Raw genomic sequence first — 22,210 nt, forward strand, 5'->3', positions numbered from 1 at the left:
ATTTAGACTAATGATTTACAGGAGGAGCGGTAATCACAGGGAGTTCTGGTACTGGTTCTTGATGGGATCCATATACTTCTGGTTTGCCACGCATGAAAATCCAGCGTAAACCACGCCGCAGATCATCAATAAAGGTAAAGACTACCGGAATTACTAGCAAGCTCAGCAAGGTCGAGGCAAGTAAACCACCAATCACCACAATTGCCATCGGCGAGCGGAAGCTTGGATCAACCCCTAAACCTAAAGCAGTTGGTAACATCCCTGCGCCCATTGCTATGGTAGTCATCACAATGGGGCGTGCCCGCTTATGACAAGCATCTACTAAGGCTTCGAAGCGTTTCATGCCGCGCTCGTGAATATCCACAATCGCGTATTCAACCAAGAGGATCGAGTTTTTCGTCACAATCCCCATCAACATAATAAAACCAATGACTGAAGGCATCGAGAAGCTACTGTGTGTGACCAATAAGGCCACAAAGGCACCGCCCAAAGACAAGGGTAGAGCCATTAAAATGGTGATGGGTTGCATGAAGTCATGGAATAGCAGGACTAAGACAACATAGATAATCATCACCCCAATTAACATGGCGCCACCAAAACTACCAAATAACTCCTGCATATTTTCCACATCACCTGCAGGTGGACGAGAAACGCTTGGCGGTAAAGTTTGGATACTGGGTAGTTGTTCGACTTCAGCAGCGACATCTCCTAAACCACGCCCATTCAATTCCACATCAATAGTTACATTTCGTCTCCGCTCTAAGCGTTGGATTTGCGTCGGGCCACTACTAAGCTCTACATCGGCTACTGCTGATAACGGTACCTCACCATTGCGCCCAGGGATACGTAACTGCTGAATCGCTTGCAGATCAGTCCGTACCTGTTTATCCAAACGGACACGCACTGGAATTTGCCGTTGTGGCAGATTGAGCTTGGGTAAACGACTCTCAAAATCGCCCGTTGTAGCAATTTGAACTACCGAAGCTAAGGCTTGAGTACTCACACCCAACTCTGCAGCACGCGCAAAATTCGGCGTAATATGAATTTCCGGACGTTGCAAACTAGCATTCGAGGTGATATTGCCCAGACCTTTGAGGGTACGCAGATCTTTTTCTACCGCGGTGACACTGGAATTAAGCGCATTCGCGTCGTCACTAGCTAGGGTGACTTGTAATTGCTCACCATTGCCACCTAAACCCACCTTAATTCGAGCACCTGGTAAATCCTGAACCGCTTTACGGATCAAGTTCTCGATGTCTTGCTGAGTGAGTGAACGCTCGGTACGGTGAGTTAGAACAATGGTTAAAGTCGCTTTACGTGCATCTGTACCACCACCACCACCAAAGGGACCTTGTTGACTCGCTTCATAACCCACAATAGAAAACACATGTTGAATGTGGGGAACGGAGGTCAGCTTCTGGCGTGCTTCTTCTGCAACTACGCGGGTTTCCTCTAAGGTACTGCCGGGTTGCAATTCAACCGTCACACCCGTAACCCCCTCGTCACCGGCTGGAATAAAGCCTTTAGGTAGTAAGGGGATCAACATGATTGAGCCAATAAAGAAGGCAATAGCCAAAATGATAGTGATAAATCGATGCCGCAAACACCATTTCATCAAACGCAGATAGTTGGTCATAATCCAACCATCTTCTTGCTTATGTTCTTTAGGCGCTTTGAGAATATAAGCAGCCATCATCGGCGTGAGCATCCGTGCGACCACCAGTGAGAAGAACACCGAAATAGCAGCAGTCATTCCAAAAGGCTCAAAGAACTTACCAACAATGCCACCCATAAAGGCGGTAGGTAGGAAAACAGCAATCAAAGTAGCGGTTGTTGCAATAACGGCCAAGCCAATTTCATCGGCTGCTTCCATCGCTGCTTGAAAGGGTGTTTTACCCATATTCAAGTGGCGAACAATATTTTCTACTTCCACAATCGCATCGTCGACCAAGACCCCGACCACCAAAGCCAAAGCCAATAACGTCAGAATATTCATGGTGTAACCCATGTAATATAAAGCGGCAAAGGTTGGTAGAATGGCTAAAGGGAGTGCAATAGCTGAAACTAAAGTAGAGCGGAAGTCTCTCAAAAATAACCAAACGACTAAAATCGCTAAAGCAGCCCCCTCATACATCAGGAGCATCGAGCCTTCATAGTTATCTTTAACTGGAGTAACGCGGTCAAAGGCCTCAACGATTTGTACTTGCGGATGCTGTTCATTGAGCTTTTGGACAGCCGCCCGCACACGATCTGCCGTATCCACTTCACCCGCACCTTTGACACGGGTAATCTGGAAGCCAACTACCGGAGTGCCATCCCAAAGCGCATACATAGAGCGTTCAGAGTAGGTATCTTGCACTTTAGCGATTTGATCTAAGCGCACATAACGCCCACCTGCTAGTGGAATGGGTAGAGCCGCTAAATCATCGGCAGTTTTTACTGCGCCCAAAGTTCGTACCGATTGGACAGAACCACCTACATCCCCGCGTCCACCAGAAGCGTCTTTTTGCATTTGCCCAAGAGCTTGTGAAACAGCATCAGCAGTAATGCCTAGTCCTGCCATTAAAGCAGGATTGAGGTTCACTTGAACTTCACGATCAACCCCACCAATGCGGCTACTTTTACCCACTCCGGGTACAGCCATCATCGCTTTAGAAACTTCATTGTCCACAAACCATGACAGAGCTTCTTCATCCATCCGGTCTGAGGCTACTGTAAAGGTTACAATCGGATTACCAGAGGTAGTGACTTTGCCAACAACGGGGTCAGACATACTCCCTGGCAAATCTGCACGAATGCCATCTACCGCATTACGCACTTCGCTTAACGCAGTCTCGATATTCTTATCGATAATAAATTCAATCGCAGTCACCGAAGAGCCATCCGTGAGGGTGGATTGAATATGCTTAATCCCATCTAAAGATGCGACCGCATCTTCAACTTTACGCGTGACTTCAGTCTCTAATTGCGAAGGGGAAGCACCTTCAAGACCCGCACTGACGGTAATAACTGGTAATTCAATATCAGGGAATTGCTGAATAGTAAGCGAGCGGAAGCCATGAATGCCGAGAATACTCAGCACCATAAAGAGTAAGAGAGCAGGGACAGGGTTGCGTATTGACCACGCGGAAATATTCATGGTTTCTTCTCACCTGCACCTGCACCTGCACCTGCACCTGCACCTGCACCTGCACCTGCACCTGCAATTTGCACTAAATCGCCATCATTGAGGAAAGCCCCACCGGTAGCGACTAGTTTAATCTCAGCCGGTAAGTCACTGAGGATTTCAACCCGATCTTGTACACGCCGACCAATTTTTACCTCATGCTGAATCACACGATTATCAGCACCAATTTCAAATACAATATGGCGACCATCACGCAAAATCACTACTGCTTGTGGCACGGTGAGAGCTTCGGTTTGGCCTTGGCGAATCGTGCCTTGGACGAACATACCAGCCCGTGCACTGCTGCCGGAAGGTAAGGTCACATAGACTAAAGCACGTCGGGTATTCGCATCTAACTGTGGTGAAATCAAACGCACTTGGCCTTCAATTACTTCACCCGTATTAATGGTGACGCTAGCGGTTTGATCTTCGCGAATTTGCCCTAGATCATTACTCGACACTTCGGCGCGCCACTCCAGTTTGTTTTGGCGAATAATACGAAATAGTTCAGCACCGGTTTGTACGACGCTACCTAAAGCAGCCGTGCGTGAGCTAATCACACCGTCATCAGCGGCTACAATCGTGGTTTGACCAAGGCGAATTTCTTGGCTCTTTAACGCCGCTTGTTGAACTTTGAGAGCAGCATTTTGTGCTTCTAAAACTGCTTCCTGAGCTTTCACCGCTAAGCGACTTGATTCAACAGCAGCCTCTTGCGATTTCACTTCTGCTTGCTTTGCAGATAACCCAGCTTTTTGTGCAGTTACACCGGCTTTTTGTGCATCTAATGCGGCTTTTTGCGCAGAAATAGTGGCTTTTTGGCTATCAATACCCGCACGTGCAGTGGCCTCACCAGTAATATATTGATCGACTTGTTGCATCGGCAAGGCACCGCTGGTTTTCAATTGGCGTGCGCGGTCTGCATTAGCTTTAGCTTCAGTAAAACTAGCATTCGCTTGCACTAGGCCGGCATTGGCTTGTGATACACCGGCTTCTGCTTGACCTAACGCGGCTTGAGCTTGGCTAATGGATGCATTGGCTTGAACTAAACCTGCTTCTGCTTGGGTAACGCCTGCTTGAGCTTGCACAACACCCGCCTCAGATTGCGCAACACCCGCTTGAGCTTTTAAGACTTCTGCTTTGGCTTGATTAATGACGGCTTGTTGTTGTGCAATATCTGCTTGCACAGTTTCTTGCGAAAGTTTAGCTAAAGGCTGGCCTTTCTTTACCGTTTCTCCCACATCGACCAACACTTCGGTAATGCGCAAACCGCCAATTTCTGCGGCAATAATCGCTTCCTGCCAAGGATTGATCACACCATCCGCTTGAATAGTGGTATCCCAAGAATCTTTTTGTGGGCTAACACTGGTGACCGTGAGCGCAGGTTTTGAAGCGCCACCGGCTGGTTTGCCACCTTGCGTTGCTACAGGTTTAGCCTCTCCACTGGCTGGAGCGGCAGTAGGTGCTGCTTCAGTAGTAGCTACAGGGGTAGAACCAGCCGGGGCTTGGCTCGGAGTAGTTTGTGCCTGACTAATCAGGATCGGATTCAGTGCTACAGCTAGCCCAAGAAGACTGCAGATTGTAGTCCGAAGTGTGCGTCTGACTGATTTCATAATAATTCTGTTGGCTCAAAAATTAATTAATGATGGTAGTTGCTACTATCAAAATGACTATGGGTCAGTAGAATAACGGAAGCCTCTGCTTAGCGGTAGTTTCCTTACAAAAATTTACGTTTTAACCCTACAAACTTGACTTCTAACCCACTGCATCGTTTGCTAAGTAACTTTTAGTTTTTAGGCAGCTCCCAATTAATACTTGAACGCCCCTGCTGTTGTAAGAAATTATTGGCTTGGGAAAAAGGTTGGCTCCCAAAGAAACCTTGTTTGGCTGATAGGGGCGACGGGTGTGCGCTGCTGAGAATATGATGCTTAGATTGATCAATTAAAGCAGCTTTCTTCTGTGCATGTGCACCCCAAAGAATAAATACTACGGGTTGTGCCTGCTGATTAACTGCTTGAATCACTGCATCGGTGAATGGCTCCCAGCCTTTTTTCTGGTGACTACCCGCATTCCCTGCTTCCACTGTTAATACGCTATTGAGAAGTAAAACGCCTTGCTGTGCCCACGCTAATAAATAACCCGCATTTTTATTATCAATGCCTAAATCTGTGAGCATTTCTTTATGAATATTATTTAAAGAGCGTGGTAAAGGTTTAACGCTTGGCAAAACAGAGAAAGATAGCCCGTGTGCATGCCCTAACGTCGGATAAGGGTCTTGACCGAGAATGACGACTTTAACTGCCTGTAAAGGCGTAGCTTCTAATGCTAAAAAACGGACTTCGGCAGGTGGTAAAATTGTTTTGCCTGCTGCGGTTTCAGCCTGCAGAAAGGTCTCTAATGTGCTTAAATAGGGTTTATTAAACTCAGCTGCTAATGCAGTTTGCCAAGAAGGATCAAGGGTTTGGAATTGCACATTAAAAGCCATTGACATAAATTAACCTCAAATATTTAGAACAAACTCCTGCCCACTGGGGCAGTATTCACTATTAAAAAAGACTATACTGCTAAACTTAATAACAGCGACTAAAAGCATTGAATTTTAGCGAAACTATCTAGACAACAAAGAGTTGCTGATAGAGTGTCTTTTGCTAAACGTCAAGGCAAGCGTGTGTTTAGTCAGAGTAAATTAGTCAAGTTAAGCCACGCTTTTTTATTTTAGCAGAGCGCCTGAAGCAGCGCGAAAGCACCACAGCAAAAACCTATTTCGATAAGCAGACATCTGAGGAGGAGAGGATGGAGGCTGAAAAGCGTGCAGCTGATTATTCTTTATTAACAGTGCAAGTAAAGGATTTGGTGCGTCCCGCTGTCACTGTGGATGAGGAGACTAGTATTCAAGTTACCGCTGCACAAATGACAGCAGCTAATAGCCACACCGCTCTGGTCGTGCGTGATGCAAAATTAACGGGTATTGTGACTGATCAAAATTTTCGAGTTCGGGTGGTAGCGAGTCAACATGACCCCCAAGATCGAATTGCCAGCATTATGAGTCCGCAACCCATGACACTGCCGCCGCAAGCACCGGCTACTGAAGCGATGCTCTTAATGGCTCATCATAATATTCGACATATCCCAGTGGTCGATCCACATAAGCAAACAATTTTGGGTGTAGTAGCTGGTACTGATTTACTGCGTAGTCATAGCCATAATGCCATTTATTTAATCGGCGATATTTATCTAGCTAAAGATGTGGAGACTTTAAAGCAACTCAGTCTACATCGCCCTAAAGCCTTGGTTAGTATGGTAAAAAGCCTCACCAGTTATCATGTCTCGCATGCGATTAGTTCGATTGGACAAGCGCTGACTCGTCGTCTGCTACAATTAGCCGAACACCAACTGGGTGCTCCCCCTGTCCCTTATGCTTTTTTAGTCGCTGGCTCGTTAGCTCGTTTTGAGCAAACCGCTTATTCTGATCAGGATAATGGCTTAATTCTCTCTGATGATTATCAAGAAGCGGAGCATGGCGAGTATTTTCGGAAGCTCGCTGATTTTGTTTGTGATGGTTTAGATGCTTGCGGTTATGAATATTGCAAAGGCGGCATTATGGCCTCCAATCCCCAATGGCGGCAGCCTTTATCAGTCTGGCGTCATTATTTTGCTAAATGGATTGAAACGCCTGACCCGCAAGCTTTGTTGTATTCGACGATTTTCTTTGATTTACGCTGTTTATATGGTGAGGCGGCTTTATTTGAGGATTTGCATCAGAGCATTTTACGCCGCACGCAAAAAAGCACCTTATTCTTGACGCATATGGCAGCGAATGCTTTAAATTTCCGTCCACCGTTAGGTTTTTTCAAAGGCTTTGTGCTAGAAAAGCAGGCCAATGGGGAAAAAACCTTAGATATGAAAAAGCGTGGGGTGGTACCGGTGATTGATGTAGCACGGGTTTATACCTTGGCAGCCGGTTTACCGGTCACGAATACGCGTGAGCGTCTGCAAGCTTTAGGGCAGGCAAATCAGGTCAGTAATGAGGTGTTAGCTAATGTCTTGGATGCCTTTGAGTTTATTAGTTTAACCCGTTTACGCCATCAAGCACGCCAGATTGAGGCAGGGCAATTAGCGGATAACCAAGTAGCGCCTGATGAACTATCCGATTTCGAACAGCGGCACTTAAAAAATGCTTTTGAAGTGGCTAGCCACTTTCAAGAAGCACTCGCCCAGCGTTATCAAGCCAATGCGCTACGCTAAAACAGCGCCTAAATGGAGGAAGGTTTTATGTTACGTGGAATGACATCAGCACGATTAACTGCTCTATTTGCCTTTGGCTGTGCCTTATTAAACTTTCCATTGTTGGCACTTTGGGATAAAGATGCAACTGTGCTAGGCGTGCCTTTATTCCCTGCGGCTTTATTTATTATCTGGGCGGGGATGATTGCAGTCTTAGCTTGGCTCATGGAAACCGATGAAAGATAAGGAGGGGTAGGGTGATTTCAAATAGTCTTGTGATTGCAGCTTCCTTCCTTTATGTCTTAATTTTATTTGCGGTGGCCTGGTTTGGGGATAAGCGTGCCGCTGAAGGTCGCTCCATTATTGCTAGCCCTTGGGTTTATGCTTTGTCAATGGCCGTTTATTGTACTGCTTGGACTTATTTCGGCAGTGTTGGGCGCGCCGCGAATACAGGAATGTGGTTTTTACCCATTTATTTAGGCCCGATGCTTGCCATGATTCTAGCCTGGATTGTTTTGCGTAAAATGATCCGCATTGCTAAAACCTACCGGATTACTTCTATCGCTGACTTTATTGCCAGTCGCTATGGCAAAAGTCGCACACTGGCTAGTTTAGTTACCCTCATTACTGTGGTTGGAATTGTGCCTTATATTGCTTTACAGCTAAAAGCAATTTCCAGTGGCTATGCGATCCTGACGACTCCCTTAGGCCAACCCCGCCCAGAAATGGGTTTATGGCTGGGAGATAGTACTTTGTATATTGCTCTAGCCCTTGCTGGTTTCACGATTGTCTTTGGTACTCGGCATTTAGATACCACGGAGCGCCATGAAGGCATGGTGGCTGCCATTGCCTTTGAGTCGATTGTGAAATTAGTCGCCTTTTTAGCAGTAGGTATTTTTGTTGTTTACGGTGTATTTAATGGCATGGGTGATTTATTTGCCCAAGCCTTAGCCGATGAAAAACTCAAACCGCTATTGATGCTGGGGCAAGGCGAATATGCGTTTGCTTATCCACAATGGTTTGCCTTAATTTTACTCGCTATGTTGTCAGTAATTTTTTTACCACGGCAATTTCAAGTCATGGTGGTAGAGAATGTCGACGAGCGCCATATTAAACGTGCCAGTTGGGTATTTCCGCTCTATTTATTGCTGATTAATATTTTTGTTTTGCCGATTGCTATTGGTGGCTTGCTGTTTTTTGGTCAAGGTCAAGCTGATCCAGATTATTTTGTGTTGTCTTTGCCGCTAGCCTATGGCTATGAGTGGCTGGCTTTATTTGTGTTTGTGGGTGGACTTTCCGCGGCGACTGGTATGGTGATTGTTGAGGCCATCGCAGTTTCGACGATGGTCTGCAATGACTTAGTCATGCCCTTTTTATTGCGCACGGAACGCTTTGGGAGTCGTTCGAGTGGGGATTTAACAGGTTTACTGTTAATGATTCGGCGGGTGGCTATCTTAGGGATTCTGCTGCTCGGTTATTTGTATTTCCGCATGGCAGGTGAGGCTTATGCTTTAGTCAGTATTGGGCTAATTAGCTTTGCTGCTGTGGCACAATTTGCTCCGGCAATGTTGGGCGGCATGTATTGGAAAGTTGGCAATCGCCAAGGTGCTTTAGTGGGGTTAATACTGGGCTTTGCTTTATGGATTTACACCTTACTTTTACCCTCTTTAGTTAAATCTGGCTGGATTGATGCTGGCTTTATGCACGAAGGTTTATTTGGCTTAGCTTGGCTACGCCCAGAGCAACTATTCGGTTTAGAGGGCTTGGATAATCTCACCCATGCTTTGTTTTGGAGCTTATTTGCGAATATTAGTGCTTATGTTTTAGTGTCTTTGTGGACGAAGCCGGAAGCACGCGAAGCTAGCCAAGCTTTATTGTTTGTTGATGTATTTGAGCGCACTGCGAGCAGCCACCCTGTCTTTTGGCAAGGGCGTGCTAAGCTGGCCGATTTGCGCAATCTGACGGAACGCTTTTTAGGAATAGATAAAGCGGAACGGTTATTTACTGATTATGCGCGGCGCTTAGGCTTAAGTCAGACCAAAGACATTCCGGCGAATGCGCAACTGGTGCAATATGTAGAAACGCAATTAGCAGGGGCGATTGGTACTGGTTCTGCGCGTATGATGGTCGCTTCAGTAGTTGAAGAAGAACAGCTCGACTTAGATGATGTCATGCGCATTTTGGAAGAGGCCTCACAACTGCGTGCTTACTCCAAAGCTTTAGAAGAAAAGTCTTTATCTTTAGAAAAGGCTACCAGTGAATTACGTGCCGCCAATGAGCAACTAAAAAGTCTTGGTAAACTTAAAGACGATTTCATGTCTTCCGTCACTCACGAATTACGTACTCCCTTAACTTCGATTCGCGCTTTCACTGAAATGATGCTGGACGATGATGAAATGGAAACTGATCAACGTCGGCAATTCTTAGAAATTGTAGTGGGCGAAGCGGAACGCTTAGGGCGCTTAGTCAATCAGGTCTTAGACATGGCTAAGATTGAAGCAGGACATGCTGAATGGCATAACAGTGATGTAGATATTCAGGCCGTAGTGAAACAAGCCGTCAATAGTATTTCAGGCATGTATTTAGAGAACGGGTTGAGTTTAAATTTGCATGAGAGCCATGAAGTGATCGCCCCAATTCGGGCTGATCCGGATCGTTTAATGCAAGTAATGCTGAATTTATTATCCAATGCTGCGAAATTTGTTCCGCATCCGGGGGGACAAGTGGATGTATATATCACAGATGCACCAGATGGAGTAACGGTAGCGGTGCAAGATAATGGCAAAGGTATTGCCCAGCATGAACAAGAGCAGGTGTTTGAAAAGTTTCGGCAAGCGGGTGAATTTTCGGATCGTCCGCAAGGGACGGGTTTAGGTTTGCCGATTAGTCGCCAAATTGTTGAACATTTTGGTGGACGAATGTGGTTAGAGTCTGATTTGGGGGCAGGGGCGCGGTTTAGCTTTTTCTTGCCACGTTTAAATGAGGCTCAAACCTTATAGTTAACAGAGGAGGAGCATGCATGAGTGCAAAGGTATTAATTGCCGATGATGAGCAGAATATTTTAATTTCCCTAGAGTTTTTAATGAAGCGTGAAGGCTATCAAGTGCGTGTCGCCCATGATGGACAAGAAGCGGTGGATGCAGTGGCGCAAGAAAAGCCAAATTTAATGCTGTTAGATGCCATGATGCCGAAGAAAACTGGTTTTGAAGTTTGCCAGGAGATTCGCGCTAATCCCGAAAATGCTGACATTATTATTTTAATGCTCACCGCTAAAGGCCGTGATACTGATATGGCTAAAGGTATGGCTTTGGGCGCGAATGCTTATATGGTCAAACCCTTTTCTACTAAAGAATTAGCACAGAAAGTTCGGGAATTATTAGGTGCTGCGGCATGAGAAAAACAGATTGGCGGATTATAGCGGGTACAGCCATTGTTGGTTTAGTCTGTTTGATTTGGTTATTTGTTTCAGGTGGTCTGATTTGGGCTGCTTTAGAGGAAAATGAACGTGCTGCTGCAGTAGCAGCGATTGGGCCACGTATTGCTCTTTTATTTCTAATGTGGGCGGCTTCTTTAATTGCGGTATGGGTGGTGCTGGGCTATTTAGTCCGTTACTTTATGACTGCCCCAGCACGTTTATTAGAAAATGCCCAAGTATTATTAGGTACTGATGTTAAACGCAAATTAGTACCCGATGGTAGCCCAGAAAATAAGAAATTGACCGAGTTAATTAATCAGCTAGTGGATCAACGTGAAAGCCTACGCGAGGAAATGGATCAGCGCGTACAAGAAGCAAGTCGCAATACAGAATTAGAAAAGAATCGTTTAGCAGCTTTAATGTCTGAGCTCACTCAAAGCGTAGTGGTATGTAATTTAGATGGGCGGATTTTGCTATATAACAACCGTGCTCGTACTCAATTCCGTGCTTTATCGAAAGCTCCTTCGGTTGCAGGAGGGGTTGAATTAATTGGCTTAGGGCGTTCGATTTACAGTGTGTTTGATCGCAAATTAGTGGCACATGCACTAGAGAATATTCAGCATCGTTTACAGCGTGGAGCAGCGATGCCGTCTGCGCAATTCGTGACGACGACACAAGCAGGTCAGTTATTACGCGTACAAATGACACCAGTGCGAGCAGTGCAAATGCCCGCAGCAGGTTCAGATGAGGCACCTACTCAAACCAATGAATTAACGGGTTTTGTGCTCATGCTGGACAATATCACCCGTGATTTTGAGGATGACTCAGAAAAAGATCGTGTGCTGTACTCCTTAACAGAGGGGAGTCGTGCGGCGATTGCCAATGCCCAAGCCGCTGTAGAGGTTTTGGAGTATCCGGATTTAGAGCCAGATATGCGCGAGCGTTTATTGAGCGTGGTACGCGATGAAATCCATAGCCTTGGTAAACGTATTGAGGAAATGCAAACCTCTTCAGCAAATACCTTGCGTTCGCGCTGGCCTTTAGAAGAAATGCATGGTGCTGACTTAATTGAGGCGGCTATGCGTCGGATCGAAGCATCTTTACCCGTGAAGGCTAGCTCAGATAATGTGGATGCTAGTTTATGGTTGAAAGTAGAAAGTTTTTCTCTATTACAAGCTTTGGTGCATTTAGCTGGTAAATTACAAGCAGAATGCCAAGTACAAGCGGTGCAGTTACGCCTACAAACCAGTGGACAACGGGCTTGTTTAGATATGCTGTGGTCACCTTTAGGCGAGGGTACTAAAGCAGTCATTGGCTGGGAGATGGAGCAGATTAAAGTGGGTGCTGAAACCATGTCGCTTACAGTGCAAGATGTCTTAACTCGGCATAGTGGTGACTCGTGGGTTGAACGTGAGGCCGAAACGGGGCGTGCTTTCTTCCGCTTATTGCTGCCTTTAGCAGCACCGCAGGAAGAATTATCTTCTGGTACTTATTTGCGTAGTGAAAGCCGTCCGGAATATTATGATTTTGACTTATTCAAAAGCTCTGAGCATTCACGTTCTTTAGACGATAGCCGCCTGACTGAGTTGACTTATACGGTGTTTGACACCGAAGCTACCGGGCTTAATCCTGCTGGAGGCGATGAAACCATTCAAATTGGGGCAGTGCGAATTGTCAATAATAAGTTGCTGCATAATGAGTTTTTCGAGCAGTTGATTGATCCCAAGCGACCTATACCCCCCGAAACCATTCCAATTCATGGCATCACCCCAGAAATGGTCAAAGGGCAACCGACGATTGAGTCGGTGTTACCTGCTTTCCACACCTTTGCGCAGGAAACTGTCTTGGTCGCGCATAATGCAGCTTTTGATATGCGTTGTTTTCAAGTCAAAGAGCAAGCGACGGGTGTGGTCTTTGACCATCCGGTTTTAGATACTTTGTTGCTCTCAGCAGTGGTTCACCCTAATCAAGAATCACATCGCTTAGAAGCGATTGCTGAGCGGTTTAATGTGAATATTATTGGGCGGCATACAGCGATGGGTGATGCGATGGTGACAGCAGAAATCTTCATGAAAATGATTCCCCTATTAGCCGAGAAAGGGATTCATACGCTTGGGGAAGCACGTGCTGCTGCCCAAAAAACTTTCTATGCGCGTTTAAAGTATTAAAAAATTCTTGCAAAACTATCGCCTAACACCTCTGTTACGCTTCTGTTAGGCGGTATTCTCTAGCTATTAAAAATGCTTGAGTAATTGACTCAGTTTTCGTTATTTGGGAGCTTTTTTTGGACTATTCCGCCTTAATTCATAATGTCTATAAACAATGCCAACGCGAAGCGGATGAGGGTAAAGTTGCCAGTTATATCCCTGAGCTAGCCAAAGTCGATGGCTCGCAATTCGGTATCTGTTTAGCGACAGTCGATGGTAAAGAGTATTATGTGGGGGATGCCAGCACCAAATTTTCCATTCAAAGTATTGTTAAAGTATTTGCTTTAGCAATGGTGTATCAAAAGGTTGATGAACTCTTATGGACACGAGTAGGCGTCGAACCTTCTGGTGGACCCTTCAATTCTTTGGCTTTATTAGAGTTTGAGCAGGGCATTCCTCGTAATCCTTTTATTAATGCCGGTGCTTTAGTTCTAACCGATATTTTAATTTCGAAGTGGGAAGACCCTAAACAAGCAGTCTTAGCTTTTATTCGCAAATTAGCGAATGAACCCCAAATCGGTTTTAACGAAGCTGTTGCTAGTTCAGAGGCCACCACAGGCTATCGGAATGGGGCTTCAGTTGCCCTAATGAAGTCTTTCGGTAATATTAACAATGACTTTTTTAGCGTCTTGGATGTCTACTTTCATCTGTGTTCAGTAGAAATGACTTGTCGAGAATTGGCTCGCGCCTTTTTGGTTTTTAGTAATGGCGGCAGAGATATAACAACTAAGCAGAATATTTTGTCAGCCAGACAAGTCAAACGAATTAACGCCTTAATGCAGGTTTGTGGCTTTTATGATGAATCGGGTGATTTTGCGTTTCGAGTGGGCTTACCCGGAAAAAGTGGGGTAGGTGGTGGGATGGTTGCTGTCTATCCGGGTAAGTTTGCAGTGGTTGTTTGGAGTCCCCCGCTAAATGCAAAAGGAAATTCAGTTCGTGGTTTAAGTGTGCTGGAGAAAATCACCACTCAATTAGGTGATTCTATTTTTTAATAATAGCGATCAATAGAAAATTATAGTTTTATGTATTGAAAATCAGTCGCTTATCTTATTTTTCTTTTCTTGTCAAGCACAGCTCTAAGTGGTCAAGAGCAGTTTCCTTTTATCCTGCTTTTCCTGCTTTTTAACTGAATAAACCCCTGTATTTTAGGGTTAGCCATCTATGCTTAGAGCAGATAAGGAAGTTTTTTAAGCAAGAAAGGTTTAGGGAATAGGTTTGTAAAGATGATGCCATCCATACGTTCAGCGCTAGTGCTAATATTAGTTCTCTGTGAGCCTGCTTTCCCTCAGTCCGTTGCTGATGAGCAAAGAGCACAAGAAGAAGCCTTTATCAGAATAGTTTTAGATGATCAAACAGAGCCGATTCTGGAGTTTTTAAAAAAAGGTGCTAATGTCAATCAAGTGACTGGAACAGGGCAAACTATCCTGTGTGCAGCCAGTATGTTAGGGAAAGAGAATGCGGTAAAAGTCTTGATTGAGCATGGTGCTAAACTCTTGGATAGTTGTTTGATCAGTGCTGTGGCAAATGGTCATGCCGAAATTGCGGCAATGTTTTTAGATCGTGGGAAAAGTCCAGATTTACTGACAGGTGAAACTCAAGATACTTTATTGCATTTGGCAGTACGCTCAGGTTATGTGGATGTAACTGAATTATTAGTGGCACGTGGTGCTGATCCAAAAATTAAAAATGAAGATGGACAAACCCCGCGTGATTTAGCCCAACAAGGTATCCAATTACTTGAAGCGATTAGTAGTGTGCTGAAACAGGCTGAAAAGGATTAAAACGCCTAGCCTGCAAACTCAATAGCTTGCAGGCCAGTTTAAACATTTAACCTGCTAGATTTTTCTTTAAGAATTCTGTGGTGCGTTCCCAAGCAAGTTTGGCATTTGCTTCGTCATAGCGAGCACCGGTAGGATTGGCAAAGGCATGGTCAGCTTCATACCAATACACAGTGAGGCTATCTTTCTTGCCGGCTTGTTCCATCGCTTGCTCAAAACCACTGACCATTGCTTGATTAATATTTTTATCTAGCTTGCCAAAATGACCTTGGACTGGGCCTTTTAAGGTTTTAAGGTCTTCAGCACCTTTTGCAACATTGCCATAGTAGATGATGGTGGCATCTACGGGTGCGGCGATTGAGGTATTCAATGACCAACCCCCTCCAAAGCACCAGCCTAGTGTGGCGACTTTGCCATTAGCACGCTCATGCTTTTTCAAATAATCGACCCAGCCGACCATGGTTTCTTTAGCAATTTCAGGGTCTAAGTCACCCATGAGGGTTTTGGCCTCTTCGGGTGTTTTGGCGACTTTGCCAGCGTATAAATCGACTGCTAAAGCCACATAGCCCAAATTGGCTAGCTCAGCAGCGACGGCTTTGATCTGATCATTTAATCCCCACCATTCGTGAATCAGAATGACCGCAGGTGCTTTATCAGCCGCTGGTAAGGCAAGCGAGGCGTTAACTTTGTTATCCATCTCTAGCGTGATCGAGACCTCTTCAGTTTTAGCAGCGGCTGCTTTGGCTAGCTCTGGATAGGATAAGACTGTGGCTAAAGGTAAACAGGCTAAACCTTGTAAAAACAAGCGGCGCTGTTGGGAATCGAGCTGAATGGGGGGCAAGTCGGTTTGAGTTCCGCAACCTTTTAAATCACACATGGGGTTTCTCCTCGCTTGATAAGCATTAGGCTGATTTAACTAGTTTAGTGGTTTTTTGCCGGTAGTTGGCAAGTACAATCCCAGCGGCTACTAAAGCAATGCCTAGTAAGTGGTAAAGATGAAGTTGTTCGCCAAGCAATAAAACCGCGATTAAAATCCCTGAAATCGGCACCACATGCGCAAATTGACCCGCTCGATTGGCACCGATTCGTTGAGTACCATGATTCCAGAATAGATAAGACAGCACCGAAGGGAAAATCGCCACATAAAGCACGCTGCTAATGCTGATCCAATTAACAGGCATAACACGACTAGTTAAGAAAATTTCTGCTAGGTACAAGGGTAGGATACCTAAGACACCAATCGCGATGGTATAACCTAAAATTGGCAAACCTTTGAGGTCATTCGGCAACTTGCGCAAGAGGACGGTATATAAGCCCCAGTCCAAGACGGCGAGTAAGATAATTAAATCGCCTGCATGAAAATCCAGCTTTAGTAAGTTCGCTATTTGCCCTTGAACCAGAATAACCAAAACACCGAGCAAAGATAGAATAATGCCAAGCCATTGGCGCTTAGTAGCAAATTCGCCTAAGAGCAAGCTGGATAAAGCAATAATAAAGATAGGATTAACCGACTGCATTAACACGCCATTAGTTGCAGTCGTCGTCTGTAAACCTAAATAAACTAGGGTATTAAACCCTGTTACCCCCAAAATACCTAGAGCCAGTACTAAGCCAAGATGCTGCTTAAAAACAGGCCATTGTGCGCGCATAGGATGCCAAACAAAGGGGAGTAATACTAAACCAGCTACTGTCCAACGCCAGAAGGATAAGCCCATAGGGGGGATTTCCATATTAAACGCACGCGCAATATTGAAGTTGCCCCCCCAGAAGCTCGCAGCAAGTATTAATAAGAGATAGGGTGAAAAGCGGTCGAGAAAACTATTATTCATGAGGGGACATTCTGTGTGTGGCTACGAATTTCGGCTATCATAGCCGAATAAACAAAATTTCAGGAGTGATTAGGAACATGGGTAAAGGCAAACTGCTCATAGTAGGGGTAGTATTTGGAATACTGGCGATTTTTGCTTTCATTGGGGTGAAAAGCATGTTGGGTGACCGTAAATTGGTGACTCAAGATACTGGCTATGCCCCAATTTTGCCAGAAGGAACTGGTACACCCATTACAGGCACTGGAGCTGACACAGCCACAGGTACAGGCACTTTGCCTAATACCACTTCGCCTTCAACTAACCCTAATTTAACGACTCAGGATATTGCCTTACCGGGGAATACTACCAACCCTTCTGAGACGATTACTCTAGAGGGTGAGCAGCAAGAAACACCAACGAATCCGAATACGTCAACTACCCAAGCCCCTGCAGGTCAATTGAACGCTGGTACAACTGCCTCATCGACAGGTACTAGCACTAATGTAACGGCTACAACTGGCACGCCAACGCCAACTAATACGCCTACCTCTACCACAACGACGGTTCCAGCGGATAGCACCACGACCACGACGATGACAGAGCCTACCCCGACTGCTTTTGGTAAGTTAGGCTTAACGATAGTCGATCTGTCCAGCCCTAATGGTGAAATTGATGGTGAGTTTTTAGTTTATGACACGGACGGTGTACAAGTTGCATCTTATTCGGGCAGTGAAACCACCAATTTCTCGCTGCCACCGGGTAAGTATTTAGCTAAGGTGAAAGCGAATGGCAAAGAGGCTTCACGGCTATTAGAGGTCTATGCAGATAAGTTAACCAATGCACGCTTTGAAATGCCTACATCGTCCGCCAGTACAACGACCACACCACAACAGCAAGCCCAGACTAATCCTGTGGCTAGCAATGCTAATGGGCAAATTTTTATTTCAGTACGTGCTGCGGAAGGTAATCGTTCCATTCGCTCAAATATTTATGTGCAAAAACAAAACGGCCAGCATGTGGCTAAAAGTAATTATGTCGATGGTGCCGAGTTTTCGTTAGAGCCGGGTTCTTACAAAATTACGGTTAAATCAGAAGGTCGCCAAGAGGCAACGCGAAATATTCAAGTTTCTGCCAATGGTATTGTGCGGGAGAATATTGTCTTGAATGCGGTCGGCAATGTACCAGTTCCGCCTCAACAAGCTCAGCAAACCGTCCAAGTACAGCCTCCACCTCAGCAACAAGTACAACAAGGTCTGTTACGCTTGCGCTTAAATACCGGTGAGGGTTTGCCTGATCAAGCGCGCTTTGTGATTCGCAATCGTGCGGGTGAACGAGTAGCGACGGTAGGGCCAGCACCGAATGGTGAAATCAATTTGCCAGCGGGTACTTATGAGGTCACTGCGGGGATTCAAGGTTTACGTCAAAGTCGGATGATTGAAATTGGCAATGGGCGTGTGAGTGAGATTTCTTTTGATGCGACCGAGATTATTGGCCAAAATTCGATGCCCTTACCAGTTCCTCCCCTAGTGGAGCCTGTTCAACAAGGGGGGCAAGTGCCACAACAAGAATCCCCTCAACAAGCCCCCGCTCAGCAGAATGGTGGACGCTTGAATCTGTATGCGATTTCCGGCATTGATCGTAAGCCAATGCGTGTGAATTTCACAGTGATGACCCTGCAAGGCCAACCGATTCAGTCCTTTACTAATGTCTCCTCGGCAGAGATTCGCGTACCGCCCCAACCAGTGCAAGTACGTATTAATTATCAAAGTATGAGTGGTACTGAAGTGATCAATATCTCGCCCGATCAGCCGACTGAATATACCTTCACAATCTCACCAACGAATTAAGTCATCAAGCTTAAGAGCGCTCTAGGGCGCTCTTAGTTTTTAAGCTGTCTATAAAAGCCTAAGTAATTCTCGCCCAATAGTGGTAAAGCAAAAATACACGGTATACTGCAAAGCACCTCAATACGATAGGGAGTCTCTGCATGGGCAAACTAACGACTCATATTTTGGACACTGCGAACGGTTGTCCGGCAGCTGGTGTTCAAATCCACTTATATCGTTGTGCCACTGATGGCTCACGCACCCTGATTAAAACCGTAATGACCAATCACGATGGCCGTTGTGATCAGCCCTTATTGGTCGATGCAGAACTAGAAGTGGGTATTTGGGAATTGGAGTTCCAAATGGGCAATTATTTCTGGTCTAAAACGGGCACACTAATAGATCCACCCTTTTTAGATGTGATTCCACTGCGTTTTGGGATTGCTGATCCGCATGCGCATTACCATGTGCCACTGCTAGCTTCACCGTGGAGTTATTCAACTTATCGAGGGAGCTAAAGGATGCAAGCAGATACGACTCGAAATACTTTAAGCTTTATCCTTGATGGTGAGCGTATTGATCTTACGAATATTCCACCGACTACGACTGTACTGAATTTTTTGCGTGAACACTTAAATCGAACGGGTACGAAAGAAGGCTGTGCCGAAGGGGATTGTGGTGCTTGTACGGTGGTAGTTGCTGATTTGCAGCAGGGGCAATTACGTTATCGCGCGGTGAATGCCTGTGTACAATTTTTGCCAGTGCTAGATGGTAAAGTTTTATATACCGTCGAAAGCCTCAAAACGCAGTACGGTTTACATCCTATCCAACAAGCAATGGTGGCTTGCCATGCCTCTCAATGTGGGTTTTGCACTCCCGGTTTTGTCATGTCTTTGTTTGCTCTGTATAAAACCGAAGCACAGCCAAGTCGGGAACGTTTATGCATGGCACTTTCTGGGAATTTATGCCGCTGTACAGGCTACCGTCCGATTTTAGAGGCAGGGCAAAAGATGCATGCCTACGCGGAGCAAATCCCTAGTGAGCAGCAAACAGTAGTGTCAGCAGCTTTTGGCAATACGCTAGGAGAGGCTGAATTAATTCAGCAGTTACAAACCTTAGCTTCAAACCAAAGCCTTTATTTGACTGATCAAGATGCTAGTTTTTACGCGCCGAAAACTCTGCAAGCACTAGCCGATTATTTAATGACTAATCCACAAGCACGCCTTCTGGCCGGTGGCACCGATATAGGCTTATGGGTTACTAAGCAGCATTGCGATTTAAAACAATTGGTGTATCTTGGTGCCGTTGCAGAGCTGCATAAGCTCTGCAAAACAAGCACTTATTTAGAGCTTGGTGCGGCAGTCAGTCTTGAGAATGCTTATCAAGCCTTAGTCGTGGAGTATCCAGAACTACGCGATTTATACGAGCGCTTTGCCTCATTACCGATTCGCAATGCGGGTACTTTGGTTGGCAATGTGGCGAATGGTTCGCCGATTGGTGATTCCATGCCAGCCTTGATAGCTTTAGGTGCGCAAGTCGTTTTACAGCAGGGAGCGCAAACCCGAAGCCTAGCTTTAGAGGATTTTTATCTAGGCTATCAAAAGAAAGATTTGCAGGCCGGTGAGTTTGTCCATGCAGTACGTCTACCTTTGGCTAAGTCCAAACAAATTTTCCGAACTTGGAAAATTTCCAAACGCTTTGGGCAGGATATTTCAGCGGTTTGTGCTGCTTTTGCTGTGGAGTTAGAGCAAAACCAAGTCAGTTCAGTGCGGATAGCGTTTGGTGGAATGGCCGCTACACCTAAGCGTGCACTGCAAACTGAGCAGGCTTTATTAGGGCAGGTTTGGAGTGAAAGTACTATTGAGCAGGCCGTTCAAGCCTTACAGCAAGATTTTCAGCCATTAACCGATATGCGCGCTAGTGCTGAGTATCGTTCTGTAGTAGCAGCGAATTTACTACGCAAGTTGTTCCTAGAAGTGGGGGCTATGTTATGAGTCCTCACTATGTTGGTAAAGATCAGCCACATGAAAGCGCCCATCTGCATGTCAGTGGCGAAGCGCGTTACATTGATGATTTACCTGAGCCGAAAGGCACGATCTATGCTGCTGTTGGACTTAGTAAACAGGCTCATGCCATTTTAAAACAAGTCGATTTAACACGAGTGTGCCAAGCCCCTGGCGTAGTTGCGGTTATCACTGCTAAAGATATTCCAGGTGAAAATCATCTGGGTGGTTCGCTAAAGGACGAGCCGGTTTTAGCGGTAGACAAGGTTGAATATATTGGTCAAGCCATCTTTGCAGTTGCAGCGACTTCTGTCGAAGCTGCACGTCGTGCGGTGCTGTTTGCGGATATTGACTATGACGTTCTGCCGCATAATCTGGATATTCGTGCGGCGGTTGCAGCTGAGCAATTTGTACTCCCTACTAAACGTTTAGAGCGGGGTGCGGCAAAGACAGCCATCGAGCAGGCAGCCCATGAATTAAAGGGACGTTTTGCTTTAGGTGGGCAGGAGCAATTTTATTTAGAGGGGCAAATCGCTTTTGCTTTACCGCAAGAAGATGGGCATTTTTTAATTCATAGCAGCACTCAGCATCCGCATCATGTACAGGAAGTGGTTGCGACGGTGCTTAAATGTACGCAAAAAGATATTGTGATCGAATGTCGGCGTATGGGGGGCGGTTTTGGCGGTAAGGAAAGCCAGGCGAGTTTCTTTGCCTGTATAGCGGGTTTATTAGCCCAAAAAACAGGTAAACCTGTTAAATATCGGGTGGATCGTGATGATGACATGATGCTCACCGGCAAGCGTCATTGCTTTGATATTGGTTATCGAGTGGGTTTTAATGAGCAAGGTCTTATTCAAGGGATTGAGCTAGATTACGCTTCACGTTGTGGCATTTCGGCGGACTTATCAGGCCCAGTGAATGATCGCACTATGTTCCATGCGGATAATGCCTATTTTCTCGAAAATGTCGCGATTGTCTCTTATCGCTGCAAAACCAATTCGCAATCAAATACTGCCTTCCGTGGTTTTGGTGGCCCGCAAGGCATGATGGGCATTGAATATGTCATCGATGAAATTGCCCGCTATTTACAAGTCGATCCGCTCACAGTGCGCCAAGCGAATTTCTATGGCAAAGATGGTGTGCGTGATCTCACCCAATACGGTATGCAAGTCGAGGATAATATTATCCATGAGCTAGTCGCTGAATTGGCCTCAACTGCGGAGTATCAACAGAGGTGTGAGGCGATTCGTGCTTTTAATCAAACGCATCAGTGGGTGAAAAAAGGCATTGCACTGACGCCCGTTAAGTTCGGAATTTCTTTTACCGCTACTTTCCTGAATCAAGCGGGTGCACTGCTACATATTTATAATGATGGTACTGTCCAGCTCAATCATGGCGGTACGGAAATGGGGCAGGGCTTATTCACAAAAATTGCTCAAGTGGTTGCTGAAGAGCTGCAGATTCCTATAGAGCAAATTCGTTGTACCGCTTCCAGTACTGAAAAAGTCCCAAATGCTTCTGCAACAGCTGCTTCTGCGGGTTCGGATATGAACGGTATGGCTGCACAAGCGGCTGCACAGATTTTAAAGCAACGGTTAGTGGAGTTTCTGGCTGAACGCTATCAACTGCCTGCTAATGAAATTAGCTTCCAAGCAGGGCAGGTGCGCCTTGGTAATCAAGTGGAAATGAGTTTTGCGGAGCTGGCACATTTAGCCTGGTTTAACCGCATTTCGCTGTCAGCCACCGGCTTTTATAAAACCCCGAAAATTCATTATGACCCGCAAAC

At 45.7% G+C, this 22,210-nt stretch carries 16 protein-coding genes; 11 read left to right on the plus strand and 5 right to left on the minus strand.

Annotated elements, in window-relative coordinates:
* Positions 1-7: 7 nt before the first annotated feature.
* The 3 genes from Q0230_RS18170 to ung form a co-directional block, all read right to left on the minus strand.
* Entirely contained in the window at positions 8-3,139 is a 3,132-nt protein-coding gene (locus Q0230_RS18170; RefSeq protein ID WP_298612673.1) for an efflux RND transporter permease subunit, read from the minus strand.
* On the minus strand, positions 3,136-4,776 hold the full coding sequence (locus tag Q0230_RS18175; RefSeq protein WP_298612676.1) for an efflux RND transporter periplasmic adaptor subunit: 1,641 nt from the start codon (positions 4,774-4,776) through the stop codon (positions 3,136-3,138). The genes Q0230_RS18170 and Q0230_RS18175 overlap by 4 nt, the downstream gene beginning before the upstream one ends.
* A 173-nt stretch (positions 4,777-4,949) precedes the next feature.
* Positions 4,950-5,648, minus strand: coding sequence for a uracil-DNA glycosylase (ung, locus tag Q0230_RS18180; protein WP_298612747.1), 699 nt, complete (start codon positions 5,646-5,648; stop codon positions 4,950-4,952).
* A gap of 308 nt (positions 5,649-5,956) precedes the next feature.
* On the opposite strand from ung, the gene Q0230_RS18185 reads away from it, so the two are divergent.
* The 7 genes from Q0230_RS18185 to Q0230_RS18215 all read left to right on the plus strand — a co-directional run bounded on the left by Q0230_RS18185 (position 5,957) and on the right by Q0230_RS18215 (position 14,790).
* On the plus strand, positions 5,957-7,408 hold the full coding sequence (locus Q0230_RS18185) for a putative nucleotidyltransferase substrate binding domain-containing protein (protein ID WP_298612679.1): 1,452 nt from the start codon (positions 5,957-5,959) through the stop codon (positions 7,406-7,408).
* A 27-nt stretch (positions 7,409-7,435) separates the two neighbouring features.
* A complete protein-coding gene (locus Q0230_RS18190; RefSeq protein WP_298612681.1) occupies positions 7,436-7,633 on the plus strand; it encodes a hypothetical protein in 198 nt (65 codons plus the stop codon).
* 11 nt (positions 7,634-7,644) lie between these two features.
* Positions 7,645-10,386, plus strand: a complete 2,742-nt coding sequence (locus Q0230_RS18195) for a sensor histidine kinase (protein WP_298612685.1) — start codon at positions 7,645-7,647, stop codon at positions 10,384-10,386.
* Between the two features lie 20 nt (positions 10,387-10,406).
* The gene (locus Q0230_RS18200) at positions 10,407-10,781 is read left to right on the plus strand and encodes a response regulator transcription factor (RefSeq protein WP_298612689.1); all 375 of its coding nucleotides are present in this window, start codon (positions 10,407-10,409) and stop codon (positions 10,779-10,781) included.
* The gene (locus Q0230_RS18205; protein ID WP_298612692.1) at positions 10,778-12,970 is read left to right on the plus strand and encodes an exonuclease domain-containing protein; all 2,193 of its coding nucleotides are present in this window, start codon (positions 10,778-10,780) and stop codon (positions 12,968-12,970) included. Before Q0230_RS18200 ends, Q0230_RS18205 begins: the two co-directional genes overlap by 4 nt.
* Positions 12,971-13,086: 116 nt before the next feature.
* Entirely contained in the window at positions 13,087-14,001 is a 915-nt protein-coding gene (locus Q0230_RS18210; RefSeq protein WP_298612699.1) for a glutaminase, read from the plus strand.
* A gap of 231 nt (positions 14,002-14,232) precedes the next feature.
* Positions 14,233-14,790, plus strand: coding sequence for an ankyrin repeat domain-containing protein (locus Q0230_RS18215; protein ID WP_298612706.1), 558 nt, complete (start codon positions 14,233-14,235; stop codon positions 14,788-14,790).
* Positions 14,791-14,836: 46 nt separating this feature from the next.
* Here the strand turns inward: Q0230_RS18215 and Q0230_RS18220 are convergent, their stop codons facing one another.
* Positions 14,837-15,664, minus strand: coding sequence for a dienelactone hydrolase family protein (locus Q0230_RS18220; RefSeq protein WP_298612711.1), 828 nt, complete (start codon positions 15,662-15,664; stop codon positions 14,837-14,839).
* Between the two features lie 25 nt (positions 15,665-15,689).
* Positions 15,690-16,616, minus strand: a complete 927-nt coding sequence (locus Q0230_RS18225; RefSeq protein ID WP_298612716.1) for a DMT family transporter — start codon at positions 16,614-16,616, stop codon at positions 15,690-15,692.
* Positions 16,617-16,693: 77 nt separating this feature from the next.
* Here Q0230_RS18225 and Q0230_RS18230 point away from each other — a divergent pair, with 77 nt between their 5' ends.
* The 4 genes from Q0230_RS18230 to xdhB form a co-directional block, all read left to right on the plus strand.
* Positions 16,694-18,442, plus strand: coding sequence for a hypothetical protein (locus Q0230_RS18230; protein ID WP_298612719.1), 1,749 nt, complete (start codon positions 16,694-16,696; stop codon positions 18,440-18,442).
* A 140-nt stretch (positions 18,443-18,582) separates the two neighbouring features.
* Positions 18,583-18,939, plus strand: a complete 357-nt coding sequence (uraH, locus tag Q0230_RS18235; RefSeq protein WP_298612722.1) for a hydroxyisourate hydrolase — start codon at positions 18,583-18,585, stop codon at positions 18,937-18,939.
* A 3-nt stretch (positions 18,940-18,942) separates the two neighbouring features.
* The gene (gene xdhA, locus Q0230_RS18240; protein ID WP_298612726.1) at positions 18,943-20,415 is read left to right on the plus strand and encodes a xanthine dehydrogenase small subunit; all 1,473 of its coding nucleotides are present in this window, start codon (positions 18,943-18,945) and stop codon (positions 20,413-20,415) included.
* On the plus strand, positions 20,412-22,210 hold a 1,799-nt coding region (gene xdhB, locus Q0230_RS18245), incomplete at its 3' end, for a xanthine dehydrogenase molybdopterin binding subunit (RefSeq protein WP_298612731.1). The genes xdhA and xdhB, both read left to right, overlap by 4 nt.

Origin of the sequence: uncultured Thiothrix sp. (genome assembly GCF_937876535.1) — a bacterium.
Classification (GTDB): Bacteria; Pseudomonadota; Gammaproteobacteria; order Thiotrichales; family Thiotrichaceae; genus Thiolinea.

Bases quoted from the DNA above. Each gene is read 5' to 3' on its own strand.
- Q0230_RS18170 (WP_298612673.1), bottom strand. From the start codon at position 3,139: ATGAATATTTCCGCGTGGTCAATACGCAACCCTGTCCCTGCTCTCTTA.
- Q0230_RS18175 (WP_298612676.1), bottom strand. From the start codon at position 4,776: ATGAAATCAGTCAGACGCACACTTCGGACTACAATCTGCAGTCTTCTT.
- ung (WP_298612747.1), bottom strand. From the start codon at position 5,648: ATGGCTTTTAATGTGCAATTCCAAACCCTTGATCCTTCTTGGCAAACT.
- Q0230_RS18185 (WP_298612679.1), top strand. From the start codon at position 5,957: ATGGAGGCTGAAAAGCGTGCAGCTGATTATTCTTTATTAACAGTGCAA.
- Q0230_RS18190 (WP_298612681.1), top strand. From the start codon at position 7,436: ATGTTACGTGGAATGACATCAGCACGATTAACTGCTCTATTTGCCTTT.
- Q0230_RS18200 (WP_298612689.1), top strand. From the start codon at position 10,407: ATGAGTGCAAAGGTATTAATTGCCGATGATGAGCAGAATATTTTAATT.
- Q0230_RS18205 (WP_298612692.1), top strand. From the start codon at position 10,778: ATGAGAAAAACAGATTGGCGGATTATAGCGGGTACAGCCATTGTTGGT.
- Q0230_RS18215 (WP_298612706.1), top strand. From the start codon at position 14,233: ATGATGCCATCCATACGTTCAGCGCTAGTGCTAATATTAGTTCTCTGT.
- Q0230_RS18220 (WP_298612711.1), bottom strand. From the start codon at position 15,664: ATGTGTGATTTAAAAGGTTGCGGAACTCAAACCGACTTGCCCCCCATT.
- Q0230_RS18225 (WP_298612716.1), bottom strand. From the start codon at position 16,616: ATGAATAATAGTTTTCTCGACCGCTTTTCACCCTATCTCTTATTAATA.
- Q0230_RS18230 (WP_298612719.1), top strand. From the start codon at position 16,694: ATGGGTAAAGGCAAACTGCTCATAGTAGGGGTAGTATTTGGAATACTG.
- uraH (WP_298612722.1), top strand. From the start codon at position 18,583: ATGGGCAAACTAACGACTCATATTTTGGACACTGCGAACGGTTGTCCG.
- xdhA (WP_298612726.1), top strand. From the start codon at position 18,943: ATGCAAGCAGATACGACTCGAAATACTTTAAGCTTTATCCTTGATGGT.